This is a genomic window from Aeromonas sp. 160P (assembly GCF_055193095.1).
The window spans coordinates 3,969,554-3,994,839 of record NZ_JBUXKV010000001.1 but is presented as its reverse complement, the minus strand read 5'-3'; the positions used below and the strand labels follow the sequence as shown (position 1 = coordinate 3,994,839).

Here is a 25,286-nt window from a genome sequence, read left to right as displayed (position 1 = left end):
GCATCCGGCCGACGCCCCGTGCCGGTATCAGGCCAGTCGTCCTTGCAAGGGGTGGATCCAGACCCGCTCGCCAACGGCGATGCCGGGTTGGTCCGGCACGATTTCGATCAGGCAGTTGGCATCGGCCATGGAGCTCAGAATACCGGAGCCTTGCGGCCCTGTGGTGCGCACCCGCAGCTGGCCGTTACGGTCCTGATGGAAGATGCCGCGCAGAAACTCGGTGCGCCCCGGGCGGCTCTTCATCTTCTCGTCTGCCAGTGCCGACAGGCGCAGCGGCTGCCAGACCCGGCCTTGCAGGCGGGCGATGGCGGGCTCGACAAACTGCAGCACGCAGATCATCGCCGCCACCGGGTTGCCCGGCAGACCGAAGAAGGGGGTTTGTCCCAGTTTGCCAAAGGCGAGCGGGCGGCCCGGCCGCATCTGGATGCGCCAGAAATCGATCTGGCCGAGCTCAGCCAGCACCAGCTTGATAAAGTCGGCATTGCCCACCGAGACCCCACCCGAGCTCAGCACCAGATCGGCGCTGGCGGCGGCCTGCTCCAGCTGCTGGCGCAGTATGGTCTTGTCATCGGGAATGATGCCAAGGTCCATCACCTCGCAACCGGCGGCGCGGATCAGGGCCATCAGGGTGAAGCGGTTGCTGTCGAATATATGGCCGGGGGCGAGCTGCTCGCCCGGCGCCTGCACCTCGTCGCCGGTACTGAACAGCGCTACTTTCAGCGGGGTGCGCACAGTGAGACTGGCTTGACCGAGGGATGCCGCCAGCCCCAGCTGGGGGGCGCCAAGCCAGGTACCGGCCGGGATGGCGACCGCGCCCTTGGCGAGATCTTCACCGGCCAGCCGTACATTCTGCCCCGCCCGGATCGGGGCGGTGACGGTGACCCACTCACCTTCAATCAGCGTCTCTTCCCGCATCACCACGGTATCGACGCCGGGGGGCAGCGGGGCGCCGGTCATGATCTGCACCGCCTGACCGGCCAGCACCGGTTCATGGCGCTGTTGACCCGCCAGCACTTCACCCACCAGTTGCCAGCGACCGGCGGCGAGATCGTCGCCGCGCAGGCCAATGCCATCCATTGCCGAGTTGGCGTGGGGCGGCACATTGATGGGGCTCACCAGATCGGCTGCCAGCACGGCGCTGTGGCACTGGGCCAGCGGTTTGTCGGAGCAGGCTGTGCTGGGGGTGAGGGCTGCCAGAATGGCGCTGCGGGCCGCCTCTACCGAGAGAAATCCTTTGCCCGCCTCCGGCTCCTTGCTCTGGCAGCCGTCAAGCCAGCGGCAGACGAAGTCGGCGATGGCCGCCAGATCGTTGATATCGAGCCGGGGCAGGCTTGTCTCTACCGGCTGATCGCTGGCCAGCGCTATGATGTCGCCATCGTCTGGAAAGAGCAGCGGTTTGCCAATCTCGGCGCGGTGCAGCTCGATTTTCGGGAAGTGTTCATGCTTGAACCCCTCCACCAAGAGCAAGTCGAGGCTGGTTTGATCGAAGCTGGCCAGCAGCTGGCGAAAATCGGCTTCGGCCAGCTCTGTTTCGCCGTGCGTTGTTTCAGTAATGCGTGCATGGCGGCGGCGGGAGGCCACCATCATCTGTTGGGCTCCGGCCTTGCGTAGGCGATAGCTGTCCTTGCCCGGCTGGTCGATGTCAAAGTCGTGGTGGGCGTGCTTGAGCACCCCGATGCGCAGGCCGCGATCTACCAGCAGGGGGATCAACTGCTCCAGCAAGGTGGTCTTGCCGGTGCCGCTCCAGGCGGCAAAGCCGAGCAGGGGAAGAGTGGGGGCCGGGGTCATGAGGTGACTCCTTGTTGGGGGTCGATAGCCGGGGCAAGCAGACGGGCCTCGTAGGCGGCCAGCTCGGCAGGGCTGTTGAGATTGATAAAGGCATCCGGCTGATCGGCAAAGCTCACCACCGCCATATTGTGGCGGGCAAACCAGATATCGATCTTGCGCTCACCCTCGGCCAGCGCGGCGCTGAGGGAGGGGAGCAGGGATTTGTGCAGCAGGGCCACCACGGGCTGCAGCCAGTCGCCGTCGTGGGCCACCACCAGCTCGGTATCCGGGGTCAGGGCGGCGCGAAAGCGGCTCATCAGATCCGTTGGCAGGGCGGGGCCGTCACAGGGGACAAACAGCACCCAGTCGTGACGGGCGGCGGCAAGGCCCGCCTGCATGCCCGCCAGCGGGCCGAGGTAGTCGTTGTTGTCATCGCTGATGACCGGGGCCAGCGCCTGATAGCGGGCCTGACTGCGGTTGGCGTTGATCATCACCTCATCCACCTGGGGGTGCAGGCGCGCCAAAACGTGGTTGATAAGGGGGCGTCCCGCCAGTGCTACCCATCCCTTGTCTTCGCCCCCCATCCGGGTGGCGCGGCCTCCTGCCAGGATCACTGCTGATACGGCAACGGGATCAGAGTGGCTGTCGCTTTTTGAAGTCATGTCGCTCGATGATTTTTAAAGGGGTCGTCTCTTGCAGCTGGCCACGGGCGAGGGTCCATTGCCGCTCGCACAGGTCGGTCAACCCGTTGCTCTGGTGGCTGATGACCACCAGGCCGCTGCCATGTTCACGCAGATCTTGCGCCAATGCGGCCATCAGGGCAACCGAATGTGTGTCCAGATTGGCGGTGGGCTCATCCATCAGCAAAAAGGCCGGTTGCAGCGCCCAGGCGCGGGCCATGGCAAGCCGTTGCCGTTCGCCACCGGACAAAATGCTGATGTGCTCCCGCGCCAGCCCCTCCAGCTCGACCCGGCGCAACGCTTCGAACACCCGGATCTCGCTGCCGAGCTGTTTATCCAGCGCCCAGGCCACGTTGTCGTGCACGGTGCGATCAAACAGATAGGGGGTCTGGTGCAGATAGGTGACCCGGCCCGGCCCCAGATCCCGCTTGAGCAGCCGGTTGAGCCGTCGTTGCCAGCGCCCCGGCAGATTGGTGTGGCCACCGGTGGGGGCGAGCAGCCCCGCCAGGATCTTGAGCAGGGTAGTCTTGCCCACCCCGTTGGCCCCGTGCAGCCAGATGGAATCCCCCGGTGCGATGGCGAGCTGGTCAATCTCGAACAGCTGGCGCTCGCCAAAGCGCATGGTGAGGTGCTGGGCGGTCAGGGCCATGGGGTACTCCTGTTGATACACAGTGGGGGCATGGTCAGTTCTTCAGATAGCTGTGGCCACGGCAGGCCGTCAGCAGCAGGTTGAGCAGCAGGGCCAGGGTGAGCAGCACTATGCCAAGCGCCACCCCCTGGGTGAAGGCCCCTTTCTGGGTCTCCAGCGCGATGGCGGTGGGGATGTTGCGGGTGAAGTGCAGGATATTGCCCCCCACCATCATGGAGCAGCCCACTTCGGTGACGATGCGGCTGAAGGCGCCGATGATGGCGGCCAGCAGGCCAAAGCGGCACTCGTGCATCAGGCCGATCAGCGCCTTGGGCCAGGAGACGCCCAGGGTCAGGGCTGTCTCCCAGGCGCGCCTGTCACTCTGGACAAACGCCGCATGGGCCATGGTGGCGATGACCGGAAAGGCGATCAGCATCTGCCCCACTACCATTGCCTGCTGGGTAAACAGCAGCTTCCAGTCGCCAAAGGGACCAGCCCGCGACAGCAGCATATAGAGCAAGAGGCCAATCACCACGGTCGGCACCGACTGCAGGGTATTGATGCAGGAGAGCCACAGCCAGCGGCCGGGCAGCGGCAGATAAGCCAGCGCAAAGCCCAGCAGCAACGCGGGCACCAGCACCAGCAGCAGGGCGATGCAGGAAACGGAGAAGGAGACCCCCACCACCTGCCACAGTTCGGTGTCACCACTGAACAGCAGGGCTAGGGCCGCCAGCGTTGTATCGAGCAGGGTCGGCATCAGACCTCTCTCTCCTCTCTCATAGTGCAGGGCGAGTAGTGCAGGGCGAGGGCCGTCAATACGGTAGTGTCGAGCAGGGTCGGCATCAGGCGCCTCCCTCAGCGAACTGGGGGAGGGCCATCAGCGTCATCGCAGGGGTCAGGGTTGCCATTATTTCCCGTTGGCATCCGCCACAAACAGCGCCTGACCGGCCACCTTGAAGTTGCCGATCAGGGTCTGGCCATGCTCGGAGACCAGCCAGTTCTTCAGAGTGCGGGCCCCTTCGGTGTTGAGATCCGGGTAGCGCTTGGGGTTGACCAGGATCACCTGATAGGGGTTGAACAGACGCTTGTCGCCTTCCAGCAGTACGGCGAGATCCAGCTTGCTCTGATAAGCGAGCCAGGTGCCGCGGTCGGTCAGAGTGTAGGCACCCAGCTCGGAGGCCATGGTCAGGGTCGGGCCCATCCCCTGGCCGATGGATTTGTACCCGGCAAACTCGGGTTTGACGTCAGCGGCTTGCCACAGGGTATTCTCCTTGATGTGGGTGCCGGACTCGTCACCGCGGGAGATAAAGGTCTGGCCCTGATCCTTGATGGCTTGCAGCCCCTTGGCCGCGTCGTGCAGCTTGGCCAGACCCGCCGGGTCTTTCGCCGGGCCGACGATAACGAAGTCGTTATACATCAGGTGCACCGGCTCGATGCCAAAGCCCGCGTCAACGAACTTCTTCTCGGCAGACGGCGCGTGGGTCATCACCAGATCCGCGTCGCCATTTTCGCCCATCTTCAGGCTCTGGCCGGTACCGGCCGCCATCACCTGCACCGGATAACCGGTCTCTTTGGTGAACTGGGGCAGCAGCCAGCCCAGCAGACCGGACTGCTCGGTGCTGGTGGTGGTGGCGAGGCGAATTGGTGCTTTCTCGGCCTCAGCATGGGCAGCCCCGGCGATCAGCAGGCTGGCGGCGAGGGAGAGCGCAAAACGTTTGAAATTGGTTTTTATCGTCATCTTGATGCAACTTTTTTTCAGGGTGGATGAGGAGAGGGTAAGAGTAAGCAAGCAGGGTGCCAAACTGTTCCGTTGCCGTTGCATTCAGGGTTTGCCGTTTAAAAACAGAAGCTTATTAGCATCAATCAGGTGAGCTTGTTATCGTTTTTAATGATTGGTGTTGGTGCTTTTGATACGGGAAGGACAAAATGTCCCACTAAAGTTCCGGTTATCGGGATATTATCCGACCTTACGTGTATCCAAGGTACTTTTTTCCATGACTGCATCCGTTAGCCGCTGGTCTGCCCTCTCCCTGCTCATCGTTGATGATGAGCCCGGCATGCGCAGCTTTCTGGCCAAGGCGCTGGCCAAGCGCTTCGCCCAGATAGAGACTGCCGCCAGCGTGGAAGAGGCGGAAGCCCTGCGCTGCCGCCTTCACTTCGATCTCATCATCGCCGACATCCGGCTGCCGGGGCGCTCCGGCATCGAGTGGCACGAAGCCATCGACCCCGCCACCCGCCGCAGCGACATCATCTTCATGACAGGTTTTGGCGACATGGATACCGCCCTTAAGGCGCTGCGCCTCGGCGCCAGCGACTTTATCCTCAAGCCCTTCAATCTCGATCAGATGGTGCAGGCGGTGGACAGAGTCATCGAGCGCCGCCAGATGGAGCGGGAGAACCTGTTGCTGCGCCGGGAGGTGAGCAAGTTGTTCCCCCCCACCCTGATTGGCGACAGCGCCAAGACCCGCGAGCTCAAGACCCTGATTGCCAGAGTTGCCCCCTCCAACGCCGCCGTGCTGGTGGAGGGGGAGTCCGGCACCGGCAAGGAGTTGGTGGCCCGCGCCCTGCACCAACTCTCCGGCCGGATGGGGGCCTTTGTGCCGCTAAACTGCGCCTCCATCGCCCCCGAACTGCTCGAAAGCGAGCTGTTCGGCCACGTACAAGGGGCCTTTACCGGTGCCCGCAAGGGGCGTGACGGCCTGTTTCGGGTGGCCCATCAGGGCACCCTGTTTCTCGACGAGATCGGCGAGATGCCGCTCGCCATGCAATCCTCCCTGCTGCGGGTGCTGGAGCAAAAAGCCATCCGTCCGGTCGGTGCCGAGCGCGAGCTGGCGGTGGATGTGCGCATCGTTGCTGCCACCAACCGCAACCTCAAAGCCGAGGTGGAGGCGGGCCGCTTTCGCGAAGATCTCTTCTATCGCCTCAACGTGGTGGCGTTGCCGGTGGCGCCGCTGCGGGAGCGCGTCGACGACATCCCCGCGCTGGTGCACCACTTTACCCGCCAGCTCACCGCCGAGATGGGGATGGGTTCGTTAAGCTGGACCCACGAGGATGTGGTGGCGATGCAGGCTTATCCCTGGCCCGGCAACGTGCGGGAGCTGCGCAACCTGATTGAACGCTGCCTGCTGCTGGGCAAGCCCCCCGCCGATTATTGGCAGAGCAGCAAACCCGCCGAACAGGATGCGAGCGAGGAGGGCTATCCGCTGGCGTGGCCGCTGGCGGAGGTGGAAAAAGCCCACATCCTGCAAGTGGTGGCGAGCCATGATGGCAACAAGTCGGCCGCCTCCCGGGTGCTCGGGGTGGCGCGCAAGACCCTGGAGCGCAAATTCAAGGAGTGGGCTATCGAATGAGGAAGGTTGATTGGATGGGGTGGCGATGAAACTGACCCTGCTCGCCCGCTGCATGCGCGCCCTGTTGCCTCGCTGTGTGCGCACAAAAGTGCGCTGGCGTCTGCTGCTGCTCACCTCGGTGCCCATCATGCTCACCCTGGCGGGCATGATAGCGCTCACCCTCTACTGGACCCTCACCTACAGCTGGCAGAACCTGCTCACCACGGTGCGCAGCGATCTCGGGGTGGCCCATCACGCCATCACGGTGCAGCAGCAGCGCCAGACCGAACATCTGGAGCATCTGCGCGATGCCTGGGCCTTTCAGCTGCGGTTGCGGGAATCGCCGGATCAACTGCAGGAGTGGGTGATGCCGCTGGCGGCCAACTATGGCCTCGACTTTCTGCGGCTGCGCCGTGGCCCCGAGCTGGATCAGCTGACGGCGCAGGAGCGCGCCGTCCTCACGGCCGGACGCAGCATCAGCCACTTTGTGGTCTGGTCGCAGCAGCAGATGGGGGCGCTCTCCCCGTTGTTGGCCAAGCGGGCGGTGCTGTGGCAACAGGATGGCAGCAAGGCGGTGGAGAACCGGGGGCTGATCAGCCTGGCGCTGACGCCGGTGATGGGCCGCGACGGCTCCCTCTGGGCCGTGCTGGAGGGGGGCGAGCTGATCAACGGCAGCACCCGGCTGGTGGATGAGCTCAAGGGGCAGGTGTTTGCCAAAAACACCCTGCCGGATGGCAGCGTCGGCACCGTCACCCTGTTTCTCGACGATCTGCGGGTGAGCACCAATGTGCCGGTCAGCAGCAGTCGTCAGGTGGGCCGGGCGGTGGGCACCCGGGTCTCGCCGCCGGTGCGCGAGCAGGTGCTGGGGCGCGGCGAGATGTGGGTTGATCGCGCCTTCGTCCACGACGCCTGGTATGTCTCCGGCTACGAGCCACTGCTGGGGGCCCGGGGCGAGCGGCTCGGCATGCTCTATGTCGGCTTTCTCGAGTGGCCCATCATCCGCACCTACCTCACCAATCTGGTGGAGCTGGGCTCTGGCGTGGTGCTGCTGTTGCTGCTCTCCGGCCTGCTGGTCTATCGCGGCGCGCGGGATCTCTTCTCCCCCATCGAGCGGATGCACAAGGTGGTGCGGCAGGTGCAGGCGGGCCATTCGGCTCGCATCGGCCCGCTGGCCCTCGACCCCGACCACGAGCTGGCCCAGCTCGGTCGCCAGTTTGACGCCATGCTGGACCGGCAGGAGGCGCATCAGCAACAGATGGCCCGCAGCGCCGACGAGCTGGAGCAGAAGGTGGCTGATCGCACCCAGAGCCTCAAGCTCAAGACCGCCGAGCTGGAAGATCATATCCATATGCTGACCGAGGCGCGCCAGCAGCTGCTGATCAGCGAGAAGCTGGCGGCCCTTGGTGAGCTCTCGGCCGGGGTGGCTCACGAGATCAACAACCCCTTGGCGGTGATCCTCGGTAACGTGGAGCTGATGAAGCTGGAGCTGGGGGAGGCGGCCGAGCCGGTCAGCGAGGAGCTGGCGCTGGTGCTGGCCCAGATCGAGCGCATTCGCGCCATCACCCGCAGCCTGCTGCAATATTCGCGCCCCGGCGACTACGAGACGGCGCCGGTGTGGCAGCACCTCACCCCCATCATCGAGGAGAGCCTGACTCTGGTGCGTTCCGCCCTGCGGCAGCAGCAGGTGGCGCTGGTGGCCGATCTCAGGGCCCAGCAGCCCATCGAGGCGGATCGCCAGCAGCTGTTACAGGTACTGATAAACCTCTTGGTCAACGCCAGCCACGCGCTGGGAGAGCAGGGGGAGATCCGGGTCGAGAGCCGCGACTGGTTCGATGAACTGGGTCAGTTGCGCGGGGCCGAGGTGCGGGTGATCGACAACGGCAGCGGCATCGAGGCGGCCATTATCGACAAGATCTTCGACCCCTTCTTCACCACCCGGGCCACCGGCACCGGGCTGGGGCTAGCCCTGAGCCACCGCATCATCAGCCGCTGGGGCGGGGAGCTGCTGGTGGACTCCACCCCGGGGCAGGGGAGCTGCTTTACCATCCGGCTGCGCAGCCACGCCCTGCTGCCCAGCGGTGGCGAGCCGGCGAAACTGGAAGGGTGGCGCATCGCCCTCAATGCCGAGGGGCGTGAGACAGGCGAATAATCCCTTTATCAAGAAGCCCGTTATAAAAACAGCCCGTCAACATGGTTGGCGGGCTGTTTTGTCGGTGGGTGAGTGGTTATTTACTGCGGGCTCCACACCAGCTTGCCGCTCTGGGTCAGGTCATAGCCGCCGAGGCGGGCCGCCAACTCGCGTCCTTCGGGGGATTGCAGCCAGCCGATCAGCTGTTGCAGCAGGGTGCGAAAGAAGACCCCCTGCGGCATCACCAGATCGAAGCACTCTTGCGACAAGGGCATAAAGCCGAGGCCAAACTCGGTGGCGGTGCTCTGGGCGCCGGGCCCGACATCCGCATCGCCGCGGCTGATGGCGGCGGCCAGCTCCCGCTCGCTATTGACCTCGAGGGTGCGCTCCAGCCGGGTCAGCGACTCCCCCTGGGTTTGCAGCCACTCCTGCAGGGCGCGCTGGCTGCCAGCCCCCTCCTGACGCATGGCCCAGCGCCAGTCGAGTGCCTCTTTCGCCTCCTTGGGTTGCAGCCCCTGCCGCAGCACCAGCCCCTGTACCCGGCGAAAGCCATGAACGATCACCCATTGCCGGTGGCCCTGATACTGCTGTACCAGCGCCGGGTGGCGCAGGTGGGCCTCCTCGGCCTGCCCCCAGTGGATGGCGCACAGATCCACATGGCCGCGCGCCAGCATCGCCAGCCCCTGACGGGTACCGCACGGGGTGTAGCCCACCAGCGCCTGGGTGCCGAGCTGCTGGGCCAAGCGGCTGCTGGCGTAGTGCAACAGCACATCGTCCGAGCCTGCCAGCAGCAGCCGGTCGTTCATCACCCCCTCGTGGCAACTGCCGAGCAGCCAGCGGTCGAGCAGGGAGCGGGGAAACAGCCACTTGCCGGTCGCCTTGGTGGCGGGGATGCGCGCCTCGTTGGCGAGCTGGTAGACCTTCTTCTCGTTGAGATCGAGGTACTCGGCCACCTGCTTCACGTTCATAAATTCATTCATGGCTTAATCCCGCATCCCGCATCCCGCATCCCGCGACCAGTCGAACCGGGCGCCAGCACCGGCGGCTTCTCGTCCAGTACCAACTGGTCGTGGCCGCTGAATACCTCGAAGTGACGCCCCTTGGCGCGGGCAATCATGGTGATGCCGAGCTGACGGGCGAGATCCAGCCCCATCTGGGTGACGCCGGAGCGCGACAGCAGCACCGGAATGCCCATCTGCGCCACCTTGATCACCATCTCCGAGGTGAGCCGCCCTGTGGTGTAGAAGATCTTGTCGTGGCCAGCCTCGCCGCGCATCCAGAGCTCGCCCGCCAGAGTATCCACCGCATTGTGGCGCCCCACGTCCTCGACAAAGGAGAGGATCTCAGCGCCGCGACAAATGGCGCAGCCATGCACGGCCCCCGCCATCTTGTAGGTTTCGTTATGGGCCGACAGCGCCTTGAGCAGGGCGTAGAGGGTGCTCTGTTTAAGCTCCGGCGCTGCTAAGACCACTCCTTCGAGCTTCTTCATCACGCTGCCATACATGGTGCCCTGACCGCAGCCGGAGGTGACCGTCTTCTTCTCCAGCGACTGGTCGAGATCGGCGGCCTGCTGGCTGCTCACCACGGCGGCGGCCTCGCTCTCCCAGTCGACGATCACCGACTCGATGGCCGAAATATCCTCGATAAAGCCCTGATTTTTCAGATAACCCAGCACCAGCGCCTCGGGGCGGGCCCCCAGCGTCATCAGGGTTACGATCTCCTTCCAGTTGAGGTAGACCGTCAGTGGCCGCTCACAGGCGATTTGGCGGGTTTGCAGCGTGCCCTGTTCATCCATCACCTCGACGGCCATGGTGAGCTGGGCTGCTGCATTGCTTTTGATAAAGGTCGGTGTCATGGGCCCCTCGCGACCGGTTGCCGGGATCTAAGGGGAGGGATACAGCAAGATTTGTTCCAGATTACTTTTGGGTGAGGTTCTCTTTTTATGGCGTTGAGTAGGTTCGAATACGCTTCGCTATTCGAACCTACGGCCCTGATGGCGTGTATTCAAAAGTTGATTGTCAGCCGACTTGAAACACAAACTCTCGTATGAGTAATTAAACAAGATGGTTGCAAGCAAATGCCAATGTCAAGTAGATAAATGTTGGTCATATCACAAAAACAACATTAATTGGCATGTACAATGGTTCAATTGATGAGTTTCTTACGGAGGTTGATTATGACTATAGCTGATTTTAGATTAAAGGCTGCAGATGCGTTAAATTCATTCAATGTTGATTTGTCAATAAAAGAGCTGCAGTCTGCACAATTTGAAAAAAATGAACAAAGCATTTAATTTACCGAATCTTACCATATCTGAAGTTCTTAACTGTAAGAGCGAGGATATTTTTGGTTTAATTGAATCAAAATATAAGTTACTTGGTAATGACTTGGAGCCGACACCGGCAGAGGCGGAGCAATATTTTTTGCAATGTATGGAAAGATTTAGGGTTGTAGGGGAGAGAAACATTTATGGAAATAAATGTACTGTTTTTACACCTCCATCGGGGTATCCATTTAATGAAAAAGTTTCAGATACCTATTACTATATGTATGATAACACCCTTGATGGTTCTAAAGCTTTGGCTTTATGGATAACTTTTATTGAAAAATCTGCAGGTTATGCGATAAAAGGTGGGCCATTAAGTATGTTTCGGTGGATAAAAGAGGTAGCGGTTCCGGTTGCATATAAAGAATGGGAAATGGAGCAGGCTGATGAGAAAGATATTTTGAACCCAACATTGACATACCTATCTAATCAGAGCTATCAAAGCCCATTTTTTGTTGCGTATATCTTCGGATAGTTATGAATAAAATATCAATCATTTGTTTTTTGATTTTGATGGCTGTAACTCTATATATTTATAATCGTCATGCTGCTGAGCTAAAACAAGGGCGTTGGGAATCTGGGTTTGCTTTGTTTTATTTAACGGAACAGGAAGGGTGGCTATCTGGAGGAGAGCAGTTGGATGCAATAAATAAAAACCAGCTCACTTCTAAAGCCACATTTACTGGAAGTGATTCTTTATATTTTATCGCAATTGGTACTATCGCGTTTAAACCCAAAGGATTATGTAAAAAAGTTGAATATAAATGGCCCAAAGGGAAGGCTATCAATGTGACGCTAATTAATGTCCATAACTGTTAATGTCGTATGAGGGGGTAAATCGTGGGTTCTCTCGTGTATCGGGGCTGAACGAAGTGAAGCCCAATATTTACCGCGAATATTTCAAAAGGCAATAATCGGATGATTTGGTGTTATTCGATTATTGCCATCCCCTCGATCAAGCACTAGCGGATTGGTTTTACGCCGCATGTTGGGCTTCGCTGCGCTCTGCGCCAACCCATGTCCCGCACTATGCCCAGCTTGTATATCAAAACTTCCCCAAGGGGCCACCAAACCGGCCTTGGCCCCACTCTTGCTATGTCTTCTGTCATTGATGGCCGTGGCCGCCCTGAATGTCCTGCCGTGATCCGCCCCGAATGGGGTGGATCACGGGGGAGGGCGGCCCGGCAGGGACCTTCTGATGGGAGCCGTGACAGTGCAAGACACAACCAATACCTTGCCCCCGCAGCGCTGGCTGCAGTTGGAGTTAAAGGCCATCGACAGCCAGGTTGGCCGCTGGCAGAGCCGCCGTTTCGAGATAGCGGCGCTCCATCCCGCCGAACCTGAGGCTGCCGGTGCGCTGCCCCTTACCCTGTTTCGCGATGAGCGGGGGGATTATCGCTTCAATCTGAGCTCCGGCTCGCCCCGACTCTTTGTCACCGGAAGCCGCGTGGACAGTGGCTTTGTGGCCGATGGCCTCACCTTGAGCCAGACCGTGGCCGCCGCCTATATGGATGGCGAAAGGCAGGTGCTCTCCTGCCCACTTCCCGAAGCGCTGCAAGCCTGGGTGGAGGCCTTTATCGGCCGCCACGGCGAGCTGCTGGAGGCCCGTCGCAAGGGCAAGAAGGGCAAGGGACGGGCGCAGGATCAGCTGGGTGTCGATGCCGCAGAGCCCGCCAATTGCGGCGCCGTTAAAGCCACCGGCCCCGATGGCCGCGAGCGTGGCTGCAATGCTGGAAACAGTGCCGGAAACAAGGCCGGAAACAACGCCCATGAGTGAGTTTCTCAAGCGCTGGTCGTCTCGTAAGAGCGAGGCTCGCAAGCATCAGGCATTGCAGCCGAGGGAAGAGGTTATCCCCGAGGCGGTTGCCGCCCCCATCGAAGGCAGTGGTGAAAGTGAAACTCCAGATACCTCGCTGGATAGCCCCGTAGTCAGCACTGACAAGGGGAGCTGTGAATCCCTTGCTGTTAAGGGGGCTGAGAGTGGCGATCCGCAGCTAACAACGGCCCCGCCGGACAAAGCCAAGCTCCCCGACAAGGAGGCGCTGCGGGCTATGTTTCGCACTCACAAGCCCGATGGGCTCGACGACTACACCCAGGATTTCAGCCAGCCCGAGCTGCTGCCTGCAGCCCTGATCGCCGGGCTGCGCAACTGGCTGGTGGAGCAGGTGACCGCCCCTGACAGCGAGACGGCCAATCCGGCCAGCGGATCCGCTGAACCGGCCGCGGTTGCCAACGTTGCTGCCGCCGACAAGCCGCAGGGGCTGGCTGATAACCATTCTCAAACCCCCACCGACGATCGGGACATTTTGGTTTCCCGTGACGGACAAAATGTCCCAACCAAGGGTGAGGGAATGGAACCTTCAGGATCCTGACTCCCTGTCAGTCACTTTTTTTCCGGGGGAGTTGGCTCGCCTCTTGCTCTCTCGGCTTACCAACAAGCGCCCATCCCATGAGGTGGCGCGCACAGGAGCGTATGTGAGCACTGAACAAACATTGCCAAATCTGACCTCAAATCTGGCCCACGGGGCGGGGGCGGCCGAGCATAACGCGCGCGCGCGCGCCTATGCGCTGCAGCATACGGTCAAAACCGACAACCTGATCCCGGCCACTGTCTCTTACCAGAGTCAGGGGCGCCTGCTGCTGGTCGGCCCGGAAGATTGCATTCGCCGCGCCGCCAGCCTGCTGCCCACCGGGGTGAAGCCCACTCTGCTGGTGACCGAAGCGGTCCACGATGCCGAGGCGGCAGATCTCGAAGCCATTTTCGATGCCACTGCATCTCTCGCGGCCCTGACCCTGCGCGAGCCGAGCCTGACGGGGTATCTGGGGCAGTTCCAGCTCTCCGGCTTCAACGGTCAGGGGGAGCGGGTTAATCTGGCGGCGCTCTGCTTTCCACAACAAGCGGCTGCTGTTAGTGAACAGCCACGCGAGCCGCGCTTCGATCTGGTGGCCGATCTGGGCCGCATGCCGCTGTTTGCGCTGGAGCGCCCGCCGGTCGGTTATCTGCATCTCTTCGATGACGCTGACCTAGCCGAACGGCTCGCCGAGCTCTGTGCTCTCACCGGTATCTTCGACAAGCCGCGCTATTTTCGCCTCGACCCCGAGGCCTGCGCCTTTACCGCCCGCGGCGTGCCCGGTTGCAGCCGCTGTCTCGATGTCTGTCCGACCGATGCCCTCAAGCCCATCAATGGTCGCATCCAGATCGATCCCCATCTCTGTCAGGGTTTTGGCAGCTGTGCCACTGCCTGTCCGACTGGGGCCATCGCCTATCACCAGCCCGATGCCAACACCAGCGGCGACTACCTGTTCCGCCTGCTCAAGCACTACCGGGAGGCGGGGGGCGAAGCGCCTCGACTGCTGATCGCCGGTGAAAACGAGCGCGAATGGGTGGAAGCCGAACTCACCCGCCTGCCCGCCAACTGGTTGCCGCTCTGGGTGGAGGAGAGCGCCAGTTTAGGCATCGAAAGCTGGTTCGCCGCACTCGCCTATGGCGCCAGCGCGGTGCGCATTGCGCTGAGTGACTATGCTCCCGCCAGTGTGCGGGCATTGGTTGCGCGAGAGCTGGCAAGCGCTGCCGTATTGCTGGCGGGCGCCGGTCTCTCTGCCGATCGCATTGCCCTGTTTGACGTAGATGCTGGTGAGCCTGTTTCCGACCAGCCAGCCGTTGCTCTGCTGGAGAAGCCGCTGAAAGGGGAGAAGCGGGAGAACCTGTTTGCCGCCTTCGATGCCCTCTGGCTGGCCAACGAAGGGAGCCGTGAGCCGCTGGCAGTGCCCCACGGTGCCCCTTACGGCAGCGTGGAACTGAAAGACGCTGACTGCACCCTCTGCATGGGCTGCGTGGCGGTCTGTCCGAGCCGCGCCCTGCATGCGGTGGGGGATGCGCCCGGCCTCAACTTTATCGAGCAGGATTGCATCCAGTGCGGCATGTGCGAAAAGGCGTGCCCCGAGCAGGCCATCGTGCTGGTGCCCCGCCTGCAACCTGTGCCCGAGACGCGCCGCGCCGTGCAGAGCCTGAAAGCCGAAGAGGCCGCCTGCTGCATTCGCTGCTCCAAGCCGTTCGCGCCCGCCTCGATGATCCGCCGCATCCAGCAGAAACTGGCCGGTCACTCCCACTTCCAGAACGAGGCCGCCCAGCGGCTGCTGATGTGTGAGGATTGCCGGGTCAAGGATGTGTTTACGGCGCTGGCGGCGGATCCTGCCGCCCAGCTCAAGATATGAGGGGCCAGTGATGAGTGAACAACCGAATAGCCATACCGCACTGAATGCAGGCGAACTGACCATGACCGAACTGGAACAGAGCAGTGCCGATATGTATGCCCTGCTGGCGAGTCTCTGGCGCGCCGCCCCCCGTGGCGAACAGCTCGGCTGGTTGCAAGGGTTGCAGGCTATGCCGGGCCCCTTTGCCAGAGCGTTGGGGCTGGTGCAGCTGGCTGCCAGCAGCCACCACGAAAACGAGCTTGCCGAAGAGTATCAGGATCTCTTTATCGGGCTGGGGCGCGGGGAGATAGTGCCGTTTGCCTCCTGGTATCTCACCGGTTCATTGATGGAGCTGCCGCTGGCGGTGCTGCGCGCAGATCTGCAGTCGCTGGGTTTCGAGCGCCAGAGCGGAGTGTGCGAGCCGGAAGATCATCTGGCCGCCTTGTGCGAGGTGATGGCGGTACTGATTGCCGAGCAACACCCGGAGCGCAACCGCTTCTATGAACGCCACCTTGCCCCCTGGGTACTCGCCTGCTGCCGCGATCAGCAACAGGCGAAGGGGGGCAGCTTCTACCGGGCGGTCGGGGCCCTTGCCGAAGATTTCTTCAAGCTGGAAAACGAATTGCGTCTGCCGTTTGGCGCTTGCGTGGTGACGGGCTGAACGCCCCTGTCTGTGCACAACAAGAGCTGTGCATAACAAGAGCTGCGCGCAACAAAACGAGCAGATGAGATATCCCATTGGACGCGAAGCTGGCGCGCAGGCGCCGGTAAGTACAAAAACAGAGGTCACAAGAATGAGCGATGAAAAGCTGAAAGACCCGTCCCGCCGCAATCTGATCAAGGGTGTTGGCGTGGTCGCCACTATCGGCGTATTGGCCGGAGCCACCGGTCGGGTGGTGGGCAAAGAGGTGCTGACCCACGACACCGAGCCTGATAAGGGCTATCGGGAGACACCCCATGTTCACGACTTTTATCGCACCCTGCGCGGCACCGACTGAGCCGGATCAGTGCCGAACATAGCGAAGGATAACTTATGAAACTGACAAAACGTGCCGAGCAGCCCCAAGTGGGCGAGCAGGGCCACTTGCAGAATAATGCGGCCGCTCGCGGCCAGGGGCTGACCCGCCGTGCCTTTATGGTCAACTCAAGTCTGGTGGCCGGTGGCGCCGTGGCAGCCGGTTGGCTGGCCCCTGCCATGATGCAGCGGGCCGAGGCCAAAACCGTGGCGGCCGGGGTGCCGGTCGAGGTGAAGCGCACCATCTGCTCCCACTGCTCGGTGGGTTGCGGCGTTTATGCAGAGGTGCAAAACGGCGTCTGGACCGGTCAGGAGCCGGCCTTTGATCACCCCTTCAACCTTGGCGGTCACTGCGCCAAGGGAGCGGCCCTGCGCGAGCACGGCCACGGTGAGCGTCGCCTCAAGTACCCGATGAAACTGGTGGGCGGCAAGTGGCAGCGCATCAGCTGGGATCAGGCCATCGAAGAGGTGGGTAACGAGGTGCTGCGCCTTCGCAAGGAGTCCGGCCCCGACAGCGTCTACTGGCTCGGCTCCGCCAAGCACTCCAACGAGCAGGCCTACCTGTTTCGCAAGATGGCGTCCCTGTGGGGCACCAACAACGTGGATCACCAGGCGCGGATCTGCCACTCCACCACGGTCGCTGGCGTAGCCAATACCTGGGGCTACGGCGCCATGACCAACAGCCTGAACGACATGCACAACAGCAAGTCGATCATGTTTATCGGCTCCAACCCGGCGGAGGCCCACCCGGTCGCCATGCAGCACATCCTGCTGGCGAAAGAGCGCAACGGCTGCAAGATCCTGGTGGTTGACCCGCGCCGCACCCGCACCGCCGCCAAGGCGGACATGTACCTCTCCCTGCGTCCGGGCACCGACGTCGCCTTTATCTGGGGCATGCTGTGGCACATCTTCAAGAACGGCTGGGAAGATAAAGAGTTCATCCGCACCCGCGTCTACGGCATGGACGAGGTGCAAAAAGAGGTGGCGCGCTGGACCCCGGCCGAAGTGGATCGGGTGACCGGTCTTAACGAACAGCAAGTGCACGATGCTGCCAAGCTGCTGGCCGACAACCGCCCCGGCTGCGTGGTTTGGTGCATGGGCGGCACCCAGCACACCACCGGCAACAACAACACCCGTGCTTATTGCATCCTCGAGCTGGCCCTTGGCAACGTGGGCAAGAGCGGGGCGGGCACCAACATCTTCCGTGGTCACGACAACGTGCAGGGAGCCACCGACTTTGGCGTCACTTCCGACTCCCTGCCCGGTTACTACGGGCTGGAAGAGGGATCCTGGAAGCACTGGGCCCGGGTGTGGGACGTCGATTACGAGTGGATCAAGGCCCGTTTCGACAACAAGGCCTACAACGGCAAGCTGCCGATGAACAACAACGGCATTCCGGTCTCCCGCTGGGTGGATGGTGTGCTGGAGAACGCCGATCTCATCGAGCAGGGCTCCAACATCCGCGCCATGTTCTACTGGGGCCATGCGGTCAACTCCCAGACTCGCGGCCCGGAGATGAAGAAGGCGATGCAAAAGCTCGACATGATGGTGATTGTCGACCCGTATCCCACCGTTGCCTCGGTGATGAACGATCGTACCGATGGCGTCTACCTGCTGCCAGCCACCACCCAGTTCGAGACCTATGGTTCCGTCACCGCCACCAACCGCTCCATGCAGTGGCGTGACAAGGTGATAGAGCCGCTGTTCGAATCCAAGGTCGATCACGAGATCATGTATCTCATGAGCAAAAAGCTCGGTTTTGCCGACCAGCTGTTCAAGCACATTAAGGTAGAGAACAACCAGCCGCTGCTGGAAGATATCACCCGCGAATACAACCGCGGCATGTGGAGCGTGGGCTACACCGGCCAGAGCCCGGAGCGGCTCAAGGCGCATCAGCAGAACTGGCACACCTTCCACAAGACCAATCTCAAGGCCGAAGGTGGCCCGGTCAGCGGCGAGATCTATGGTTTGCCGTGGCCCTGCTGGGGCACCCCGGAGATGAAACACCCCGGCAGCCACATCCTCTACGACACCAGCATTCCGGTATCGGAAGGCGGCGGCGGTTTCCGTGCCCGTTTCGGCATCGAGTATCAGGGCGTCTCGCTGCTCGCCGAAGACTCCTGGCCGAAGGGAAGCGAGGTGGAAGATGGTTATCCCGAGATCACCGCCGACCTGATGAAACAGCTCGGCTGGTGGGATGAGCTGACCGAGGCCGAGAAGAAAGAGGCCGAGGGCAAGAACTGGAAGACCGATCTCTCTGGCGGCATCCAGCGGGTGGCCATCAAGCACGGCTTCGTGCCCTACGGCAACGCCAAGGCGCGCTGCGTGGTGTGGACCTTCCCGGATCAGGTGCCCAAGCACCGCGAGCCGCTCTACACCCCGCGCCGGGATCTCTTGGCCGACTACGCCACCTGGCCCGATTCAAAGAGCCTGTGGCGCCTGCCGACCCAGTACGCCTCGGTGCAGGAGAAGGACGTCAGCAAGGAGTTCCCGATCATCCTCACCTCCGGCCGTCTGGTGGAGTACGAGGGAGGCGGCGACGAGACCCGTTCCAACCCCTGGCTCGCCGAGTTGCAGCAGGAGATGTTCGTCGAGATCAACCCGGCGGATGCCAACGATGTCGGCGTGCAAGATGGTCAGGATGTGTGGGTCGAGGGGCCGGAAGGGGGCCGGGTCAAGGTAAAGGCGCTGGTGACCCCGCGGGTCAAACCGGGGCTCGCCTTTATGCCGTTCCACTTCGGCGGCCACTTCGAGGGCAAGGATCTGCGATCCAAATATCCGGAAGGGTCTGACCCTTATGTGCTGGGGGAGTCGGTCAACATAGTCACCACCTATGGCTATGACCCTGTCACCCAGATGCAGGAGACCAAGGTCACCCTGTGCCGTTTTCGCAAAGTAGGAGCTTAGATTTCATGGCCAGAATGAAATTCATGTGTGACACCAAGCGCTGCATCGAGTGCAACGGCTGTGTGACGGCGTGCAAGAACGAGAACGACGATGCTCTCGAGTGGGGCATCCAGCGCCGCCGGGTGGTGACCCTCAACGACGGCCTGCCGGGTGAGACCTCCATTTCCGTCGCCTGCATGCACTGCACCGACGCCCCCTGCATGGCGGTCTGCCCGGCCGACTGCTTCTATCACACCGACGACGGCATAGTGCTGCACAACAAGGATCTCTGCATCGGTTGTGGCTACTGCCTGTTTGCCTGCCCGTTCGGTGCGCCCCAGTTCCCGAAAACCGCCGCCTTTGGCGATCGGGGCAAGATGGACAAGTGCACCTTCTGCGCCGGTGGCCCGGAAGAGGATCACAGCGAAGCTGAGCGCCAGAAGTACGGTGCCAACCGCATCGCCGAGGGCAAGCTGCCGATGTGTGCCGAGCTTTGCTCCACCAAGGCGCTGCTGGCAGGGGATGCGCAGGTGATCTCCGACATCTTCCGTGAGCGGGTCGCCTATCGCGGTGCCAAGGATGCGGCCTGGGGTAACGGCGATGAGCTGTTCCATGATGCCAGCAAGGCGGGCAAGGGAGGGGCGGCATGAAAACCTGGCTAATGGCCCTGTTTGCTGCCCTGCTACTGGTGAGTACCGCAAGTTTCGCCGATGCCGAGAAAGAGGCGGTCGGCTTTGCCGGCGCCGATTACTGGCGGGCGGTGAAGGATGGGCAGGAGGGGGTGACCACCTCCCGCTCGCCGGAACACGGGGTGCTGATCTCGGTGCCTGGCCAGCTCTGGTTCGAGGTTAAGACCAAGTGGGTGTCGCCGCTCGGCGCCATCGCCATCTTCGGATCGCTGGCCATGTGCGGCCTGATGTACCTGGTGGTGGGGCAGACCAAGCTCTCCAAACCGCGCACCGGGCGCAAGCTCAAGCGCTGGAGCAGGCTGGATCGGGCGCTGCACTGGACCACGGCGGGCATGTTCCTGACTCTTTCCGGGTCGGGGCTGGCCATCATCTATGGCAAGTACTTCATCAAGCCGGTGGTGAGCATCGGGGTGTGGGAGAACTGGATCTGGTTCGCCAAGGTGTTCCACAACTACGTGGGGCCGCTGTTCTTCCTCTGCCTGATGGGGGTGCTCATCAAGTGGTTCCGTCACAACATCGTCAACATGGTGGATGTGAAGTGGTTCATGAAGGCGGGTGGCATGCTGGGGCCCCACAAGGGCAGTCACCCCTCGGCGGGCTTCTCCAACGGCGGCGAGAAGGCGATCTTCTGGCTGCTGATCTGGTTTGGCGGCATAGTGGTGGCGACCGGGCTGTTCCTCGACTTCCCCATCTTCGGCCAGCTGCGCCGCCAGATGGAGTGGGCCAGCTTTATCCATATCGTCGGGGCGCTGATCCTCATCTGCGGTTTCATCTTCCATATCTACATGGGCTTGTTCCAGCTGGAAGGGGCGCTGGAGGGGATGGTGACCGGCGAGGTGGACGAGACCTGGGCCAAGGAGCACCACGACCTCTGGTATGAAGAGGTAAAACACACCCTCGATGAGCCCAAGGCGGGTAAGTCAAGCTGACCGTCGATGGCACGGAAAACATAAAGGGAAGGGGCGCTGAGGCGCCCCTTGTTGTTGTGTCATTTCCTCTGTTGTTCACTCGCTCTGTTTGATGTGTCAGCCCGCCGGTTTGAGCGGGAGGCGGATCTCGTAGCAGAGCCCTTCACCCGGTGGGCTGGTGACATTGATCGAGCCGCGCAGGTTGTTCTCGACCAGATTGTGGATCCGGCAAGCGCTTAATCCGCAGTGATTGGCGTTGCCGCGCAGGGTGGTGAAGAAGGGTTCAAACAGCCGGGGTAACTTGTCGGCGGGCATGCCGGGGCCGGAATCCTTGTAGGTGAGCAGCAGTGAGCCCTCATGCTGCCCGATATGGATGGTGAAACTGTGCTCACCGGTGCCCTGAAAGGCGTGATCCAGACTGTTCTTGATCAGCTCCTGGATCAGATCCAGAAACAGGGATTCGGGGGCAGTTATGGTGACCTTGTTGCCGTCCAGATGGTAACTGACCTTGGCGATCTGCAGTTCTGGGGAGAAGGCCTGCAGCAGCTGCTGCACACTCTCCTGCACTGAAAAGGTATTGGCATCCAGCTCGGTCTGATCCCGGGTCAGCTCCTTGAAACGGGTGACCAGCACTGCAACCCGGCGCAGGCTAGATTCAACCAGCTCGGTGCCCTCTTTGATATCGGTGAGTTGCTGATGGAGCAGGCGTTGACCCAGCACGCCGCTTTTCACCGCATTGGCCAGCAGGTCGCCAGCGCCCTGGATCAGGCTGGAGGCGGTAATGCCGACTCCCAGCGGGGTATTTATCTCATGGGCAATCCCGGCGGTGAGCTGGAACAGGCTTTGGTAGAGTTGCACTCTGGCCTGCTGGCGCCCCAGCTCCTTGAGGCGTAGCTGGTTTTGCACCCGGGCCAGCACTTCGAGCTGATGAAATGGCTTGGAAACATAGTCACAGCCACCGGCCTGAAAGGCTTGCTCAAGGGCGCTGACCTCGCTGTTTGCACTGATAAAGATGATGGGCAGTGCCCATTGCCCCTGTTGTTGCTGGATCCGCCGACACGCTTCGTAGCCATCCATCACCGGCATATTGATGTCCATCAGGATCAGATCGGGCGTGGCCTGCGCTGCGGCATCAACGGCCTGCTGGCCATCTGTCGCTTCTCGCACCTGATAACCAGCCTCTTCGAGCAGGCTGCGCAGGATATAGCGATTGGAGGCCATGTCATCGACGATCAGTATGTTGCTCATGGTGTTGCTGTTTGGCATACCGCAGTGCAGTTCCGTGCTATGGGTCCAATCTTCAGCATAGTTGTTCATCCCCTTTATCGGTTTACAAATAAGGGGGGGAGTGATTCAAACGGGTTTTGTGCGCCGACGGTGCACGGAAAATGTGCAATAGTAAGCGTGCGACATTACACGGGCATGGTTTCAATGGAGAGGAGTGTGAAGATGAACAAAGCGTTATTGGCAGCGGTATGGTCGGTCGGGTTGTTGGGCGGGTTCTCGGCCTGGTCTGTGCAGGCAGCTGACGGGATCAAGACCCAGCAGGTGCAGTTCAAGAAGGGGGAGTCAGGGGCGACAATCAACGGCACCATTCAGGGTAGCCAGACCCTCGATTACAAGCTGACCGCCAACAAGGGCCAGAGCATGGTGGTGATCCTGACCGGCAAGCCCTACTTCAATATTTTGCCGCCAGGCAGCAAGGGGGAGGCGATCTTTATCGGTTCCAGTGAAGGGAACAACTTTGAGGCAACACTGCCCGCCAAGGGCACCTACACCATTCGTGTCTACCAGATGGGGGCGGCTGAAAGTAGCAAGGCCAAGACGCCATTCAAGCTGGAGCTGGGCATCAGCGGTTAATACCAGCTGCTGACAAGCATCACGGCGGTGGCGGCCACAAGAGGCCATCGCCGTTGTTTTTTCCCTCGCGTTTACTTCACGACGATCAATAGGCGCCCCGGGCCAGCCGGTTGAAGTAGGTCTGATAGCGCCCGCTGGCGATGGCCTGCTGCAACTGCTGATTGAACTGATCCCGCAATCTGGCCGAATCCGGCATCTTGCGCGGGAACATCACGAAGCTATCGTTGCGCAGAAAAGGGGTCTGGCTGTGGGTGATGAGGGCTGCGCTGGCGGGGTCTAGCTGGCTGCGCAGCTCGGCCAGACCGACTTGCAGTTCTTGCGGATAGAGATCGATCCGCCCGCGCAGCAGCTTGCCGAAGTTCTGCTTCACGTCGGTGACTTTCTGCTGGGTCACCTTGCCGTCGGCCACCATCTTGTCTAGCTCGGGCCCGTAGCTGTAGGCGATATCGCCCCCCAACCGCATACCGACGATCTGCTCAAGGCGTTCGGCCCGTAGTTGCCGCGCCGTGAGGGAGAAGAAGACAAACTGCTCCTGCAGCACAGCTTCGCTGAACAGGAAATCCTGCTCCCGCTCCGGTTTGTGCATCCAGACGGCGGTGGCGTCATAGAGCTGGCTGTTGGCTGCCAGCGAATAGACCCGGCCCCAGGGGGCGAAGTGGAACTTCACCTCATAGCCCGCCGCCTTGAACAGATCGCCGATGAGATGGGCCACCGGGCCGTGCTGTTTCGACTGCTCAGAGACAAAAGGGGGCCACTCGCCGACGATGATGTTGAGCACCCGGCCTTGTGCGGCCAGTGCCGACTGGCAGGTCAGAAACAGCCACAGAGCAAGCAGCGGGATCAGGCGCATGGCAAGAAGAAGGGGGCGCAGGCTGGCAGAGTCGAGGGCATCAGGGTTACTCCCGGCTGGGACGCTGTGAAGGGTGGCTGGGTTGCTCGTAATGCTAACATGAGTCTCATTCCTTACCGTGGATATTTGTCTCGCCGGGGCCGCCGGGGGCCTATTTTGGCCGCAGGGTATGCCCAAGCTCACAAAACTGATCGAATAAACGTCATATGATTGATTTCATTATGAGTCTTGCTCTCCTGCCGAATGGCAATTTCACGTAAATCAAAGAGAATGACTATGGCTACCGGACAATATCTGCTGTGGAAAGATGCACAGGGACAGGATTTTCGCCCCGTTGCACTGACAGGTACCAACCTGCTCAATGATCGTAATCTCAACAAAGGCACTGCCTTCACCGAACAGGAACGTGCCGATTTCGAGCTCGATGGCTTGTTGCCGCCTCAGGTACAAACGTTTGAAGCCCAGCTCGAACGAGTTTATGAAGGGTTCAAGAGCGCGAGCAGCGACATCGAGAAGTACCAGAACCTGCGCGCCCTGCAGGATCGCAACGAAACCCTCTTCTATGCCTTGCTCTCCCGCCACGTTGAGGAGATGACCCCCTACATTTATACCCCGACCGTCGGCAAGGCGTGTCAGGAGTTCAGCCACCGTTTCCAGAAGCCGCGCGGCCTCTATATCACCCCGAAAAATGTTGAAGACATGGACTCGCTGGCCCGTCATATCGATGCCAAATCGATCCGTATCATAGTAGTGACCGACAGCCAGGGGATCTTGGGGATTGGCGATCAGGGGGTGGGCGGCATGGGTATTCCCATCGGCAAACTCTCCCTCTATACCCTGGGGGCCGGTATTCACCCCGCCTGCTGTCTACCCATCGCGCTGGATGTGGGCACCGACAACCAGAAACTGCTCGATGATCCCATGTATCTGGGTCAGCCCCACAAGCGCATTCGCGGCAAGGAGTACGACGACTTCATCGACAAGTTTGTCGCCGGGGTCAAGCGCCACTTCCCCAACGCCGTGCTGCAGTGGGAAGACTTCAGCAAATCCAACGCCTTCAACAATCTGGCCCGCTACCAGCAGGCGCTGCCGTCATTCAACGATGACATTCAGGGTACTGGTGCCGTGGTGCTGGCCGGTATCATAGGCGCGGTCAAGGTCAAGGGGGAAACCCTCGGCCAGCAGAACTATCTGGTCTATGGCGCCGGTGCTGGCGGGGTCGGGGTGGCGGATCAGATCTGCGCGGGGATGATCCGCGAGGGGATGGATCCGCAGGCGGCGCGGGATCGCATCTACATTCTGGATACTCAGGGGCTGGTGTGTGACAACCGGGAAGGGCTTGACGAGTACAAACGCCGTTACGCCAAACCGGGGCTGCTGCTGGCAGGCTGGGATACCGAGGTGCCCGGCAAGGCTAATCTGACAGATGTGCTGCGCCATGTGCCCATTACTGTGCTGCTGGGAACCAGTGGCTCGGGCGGTGCCTTTCAGGAGGAACACGTTCAGTTGCTGCAGCAGCATTGCGAGCGCCCCATGGTGTTCCCGCTCTCCAACCCGACCGCCAACTGTGAAGCGCTGCCGGAGGATATCTACCGCTGGAGTCAGGGCAAGGCCATCGTTGCCACCGGCAGTCCGTTCAAGGATGTGAGCTACGAGGGGCAGGATTTCCGGGTCGGGCAGGGCAACAACGTCTTTATCTTCCCCGGGGTGGGTCTGGCGGCCATCGTCAGTCAGCTTCACGAGTTAAGCCCCGATATCTTCACCACCGCCGCCTTTGCGTTGGCCGAGTGCGTCAGTGAGGTGGACTTGGCGAAGGGTGCCGTTTATCCGCGTATTCGCGAGCTGCGCAGCATCTCTGTGCATGTGGCGACTGCTGTGCTGAAAGATATAGTGCGGCGAGATCCCTCCCATCCACTGATCGGTCAGGATCTGCAGCAGCATATCCTCAACCACATGTGGGAGCCGGTTTATCTGCCTTATCGTCGGGTATAACCGCGGATCCACTGCCCGGATAACGGGTTGGTAA

At 61.3% G+C, this 25,286-nt stretch carries 23 protein-coding genes; 14 read left to right on the top strand and 9 right to left on the bottom strand.

The window, feature by feature from the left end; genetic code table 11:
- Positions 1–27 precede the first annotated feature (27 nt).
- The 5 genes from ACY8FN_RS18510 to ACY8FN_RS18490 form a co-directional block, all read right to left on the bottom strand.
- Positions 28–1,788, bottom strand: a complete 1,761-nt coding sequence (locus ACY8FN_RS18510; protein ID WP_463100855.1) for a bifunctional molybdopterin-guanine dinucleotide biosynthesis adaptor protein MobB/molybdopterin molybdotransferase MoeA — start codon at positions 1,786–1,788, stop codon at positions 28–30.
- Positions 1,785–2,429 carry a molybdenum cofactor guanylyltransferase MobA gene (mobA, locus tag ACY8FN_RS18505; RefSeq protein WP_463100854.1) on the bottom strand — a complete coding sequence of 215 codons (645 nt, stop codon included), beginning with the start codon at positions 2,427–2,429 and terminating at the stop codon, positions 1,785–1,787. The genes ACY8FN_RS18510 and mobA overlap by 4 nt, the downstream gene beginning before the upstream one ends.
- The gene (locus ACY8FN_RS18500; protein ID WP_463100853.1) at positions 2,401–3,096 is read right to left on the bottom strand and encodes an energy-coupling factor ABC transporter ATP-binding protein; all 696 of its coding nucleotides are present in this window, start codon (positions 3,094–3,096) and stop codon (positions 2,401–2,403) included. Before ACY8FN_RS18500 ends, mobA begins: the two co-directional genes overlap by 29 nt.
- 34 nt (positions 3,097–3,130) lie before the next feature.
- A complete protein-coding gene (locus tag ACY8FN_RS18495) occupies positions 3,131–3,832 on the bottom strand; it encodes an ABC transporter permease (protein WP_159157364.1) in 702 nt (233 codons plus the stop codon).
- A 150-nt stretch (positions 3,833–3,982) separates the two neighbouring features.
- Positions 3,983–4,813, bottom strand: coding sequence for an ABC transporter substrate-binding protein (locus tag ACY8FN_RS18490; RefSeq protein WP_303846988.1), 831 nt, complete (start codon positions 4,811–4,813; stop codon positions 3,983–3,985).
- Positions 4,814–5,069: 256 nt separating this feature from the next.
- On the opposite strand from ACY8FN_RS18490, the gene ACY8FN_RS18485 reads away from it, so the two are divergent.
- Together ACY8FN_RS18485 and ACY8FN_RS18480 are read left to right on the top strand one after the other, a co-directional pair.
- On the top strand, positions 5,070–6,425 hold the full coding sequence (locus ACY8FN_RS18485) for a sigma-54-dependent transcriptional regulator (RefSeq protein WP_463100852.1): 1,356 nt from the start codon (positions 5,070–5,072) through the stop codon (positions 6,423–6,425).
- Between the two features lie 25 nt (positions 6,426–6,450).
- The gene (locus ACY8FN_RS18480; protein ID WP_463100851.1) at positions 6,451–8,553 is read left to right on the top strand and encodes a sensor histidine kinase; all 2,103 of its coding nucleotides are present in this window, start codon (positions 6,451–6,453) and stop codon (positions 8,551–8,553) included.
- Between the two features lie 80 nt (positions 8,554–8,633).
- On the opposite strand, the gene ACY8FN_RS18475 is transcribed toward ACY8FN_RS18480, so the two are convergent.
- Together ACY8FN_RS18475 and ACY8FN_RS18470 are read right to left on the bottom strand one after the other, a co-directional pair.
- Positions 8,634–9,500, bottom strand: coding sequence for a helix-turn-helix transcriptional regulator (locus ACY8FN_RS18475; RefSeq protein WP_013723539.1), 867 nt, complete (start codon positions 9,498–9,500; stop codon positions 8,634–8,636).
- Positions 9,501–9,508: 8 nt separating this feature from the next.
- Complete coding sequence (locus ACY8FN_RS18470; protein WP_463100850.1) at positions 9,509–10,387, bottom strand: formate dehydrogenase accessory sulfurtransferase FdhD; 879 nt, start codon at positions 10,385–10,387, stop codon at positions 9,509–9,511.
- 421 nt (positions 10,388–10,808) lie between these two features.
- Between ACY8FN_RS18470 and ACY8FN_RS18465 the strand changes: the two genes are divergently transcribed.
- The 10 genes from ACY8FN_RS18465 (at position 10,809) to ACY8FN_RS18420 (ending at position 20,571) form a co-directional block, all read left to right on the top strand.
- Complete coding sequence (locus ACY8FN_RS18465) at positions 10,809–11,333, top strand: hypothetical protein (protein WP_463100849.1); 525 nt, start codon at positions 10,809–10,811, stop codon at positions 11,331–11,333.
- Between the two features lie 2 nt (positions 11,334–11,335).
- Positions 11,336–11,677 (top strand): hypothetical protein, encoded by a 342-nt coding sequence (locus ACY8FN_RS18460; RefSeq protein ID WP_463100848.1) that lies wholly within the window; start codon positions 11,336–11,338, stop codon positions 11,675–11,677.
- 379 nt (positions 11,678–12,056) lie between these two features.
- Positions 12,057–12,635 (top strand): DUF3305 domain-containing protein, encoded by a 579-nt coding sequence (locus ACY8FN_RS18455; RefSeq protein WP_463100847.1) that lies wholly within the window; start codon positions 12,057–12,059, stop codon positions 12,633–12,635.
- The gene (locus ACY8FN_RS18450) at positions 12,628–13,230 is read left to right on the top strand and encodes a DUF3306 domain-containing protein (protein WP_463100846.1); all 603 of its coding nucleotides are present in this window, start codon (positions 12,628–12,630) and stop codon (positions 13,228–13,230) included. Before ACY8FN_RS18455 ends, ACY8FN_RS18450 begins: the two co-directional genes overlap by 8 nt.
- A gap of 103 nt (positions 13,231–13,333) precedes the next feature.
- Positions 13,334–15,073 carry a 4Fe-4S dicluster domain-containing protein gene (locus tag ACY8FN_RS18445; RefSeq protein ID WP_463100845.1) on the top strand — a complete coding sequence of 580 codons (1,740 nt, stop codon included), beginning with the start codon at positions 13,334–13,336 and terminating at the stop codon, positions 15,071–15,073.
- Positions 15,074–15,083: 10 nt separating this feature from the next.
- Complete coding sequence (locus ACY8FN_RS18440) at positions 15,084–15,713, top strand: TorD/DmsD family molecular chaperone (protein ID WP_463100844.1); 630 nt, start codon at positions 15,084–15,086, stop codon at positions 15,711–15,713.
- Positions 15,714–15,846: 133 nt separating this feature from the next.
- The gene (locus ACY8FN_RS18435) at positions 15,847–16,050 is read left to right on the top strand and encodes a transcriptional initiation protein Tat (RefSeq protein ID WP_021229865.1); all 204 of its coding nucleotides are present in this window, start codon (positions 15,847–15,849) and stop codon (positions 16,048–16,050) included.
- 35 nt (positions 16,051–16,085) lie between these two features.
- Complete coding sequence (locus ACY8FN_RS18430) at positions 16,086–18,974, top strand: formate dehydrogenase subunit alpha (protein WP_463100843.1); 2,889 nt, start codon at positions 16,086–16,088, stop codon at positions 18,972–18,974.
- A gap of 5 nt (positions 18,975–18,979) precedes the next feature.
- Complete coding sequence (gene fdh3B, locus ACY8FN_RS18425) at positions 18,980–19,603, top strand: formate dehydrogenase FDH3 subunit beta (RefSeq protein WP_042020245.1); 624 nt, start codon at positions 18,980–18,982, stop codon at positions 19,601–19,603.
- On the top strand, positions 19,600–20,571 hold the full coding sequence (locus tag ACY8FN_RS18420; protein WP_463100842.1) for a formate dehydrogenase subunit gamma: 972 nt from the start codon (positions 19,600–19,602) through the stop codon (positions 20,569–20,571). The genes fdh3B and ACY8FN_RS18420 overlap by 4 nt, the downstream gene beginning before the upstream one ends.
- 96 nt (positions 20,572–20,667) lie before the next feature.
- Here the strand turns inward: ACY8FN_RS18420 and ACY8FN_RS18415 are convergent, their stop codons facing one another.
- Positions 20,668–21,798 carry a response regulator gene (locus ACY8FN_RS18415; RefSeq protein ID WP_463100841.1) on the bottom strand — a complete coding sequence of 377 codons (1,131 nt, stop codon included), beginning with the start codon at positions 21,796–21,798 and terminating at the stop codon, positions 20,668–20,670.
- 201 nt (positions 21,799–21,999) lie between these two features.
- Here ACY8FN_RS18415 and ACY8FN_RS18410 point away from each other — a divergent pair, with 201 nt between their 5' ends.
- Positions 22,000–22,410, top strand: coding sequence for a DNA breaking-rejoining protein (locus ACY8FN_RS18410; RefSeq protein ID WP_139692327.1), 411 nt, complete (start codon positions 22,000–22,002; stop codon positions 22,408–22,410).
- 85 nt (positions 22,411–22,495) lie between these two features.
- On the opposite strand, the gene ACY8FN_RS18405 is transcribed toward ACY8FN_RS18410, so the two are convergent.
- Positions 22,496–23,260, bottom strand: coding sequence for a substrate-binding periplasmic protein (locus tag ACY8FN_RS18405; protein WP_463100840.1), 765 nt, complete (start codon positions 23,258–23,260; stop codon positions 22,496–22,498).
- A gap of 276 nt (positions 23,261–23,536) precedes the next feature.
- On the opposite strand from ACY8FN_RS18405, the gene ACY8FN_RS18400 reads away from it, so the two are divergent.
- The gene (locus tag ACY8FN_RS18400; RefSeq protein WP_463100839.1) at positions 23,537–25,252 is read left to right on the top strand and encodes an NAD-dependent malic enzyme; all 1,716 of its coding nucleotides are present in this window, start codon (positions 23,537–23,539) and stop codon (positions 25,250–25,252) included.
- The last annotated feature ends 34 nt before the right edge of the window (positions 25,253–25,286 follow it).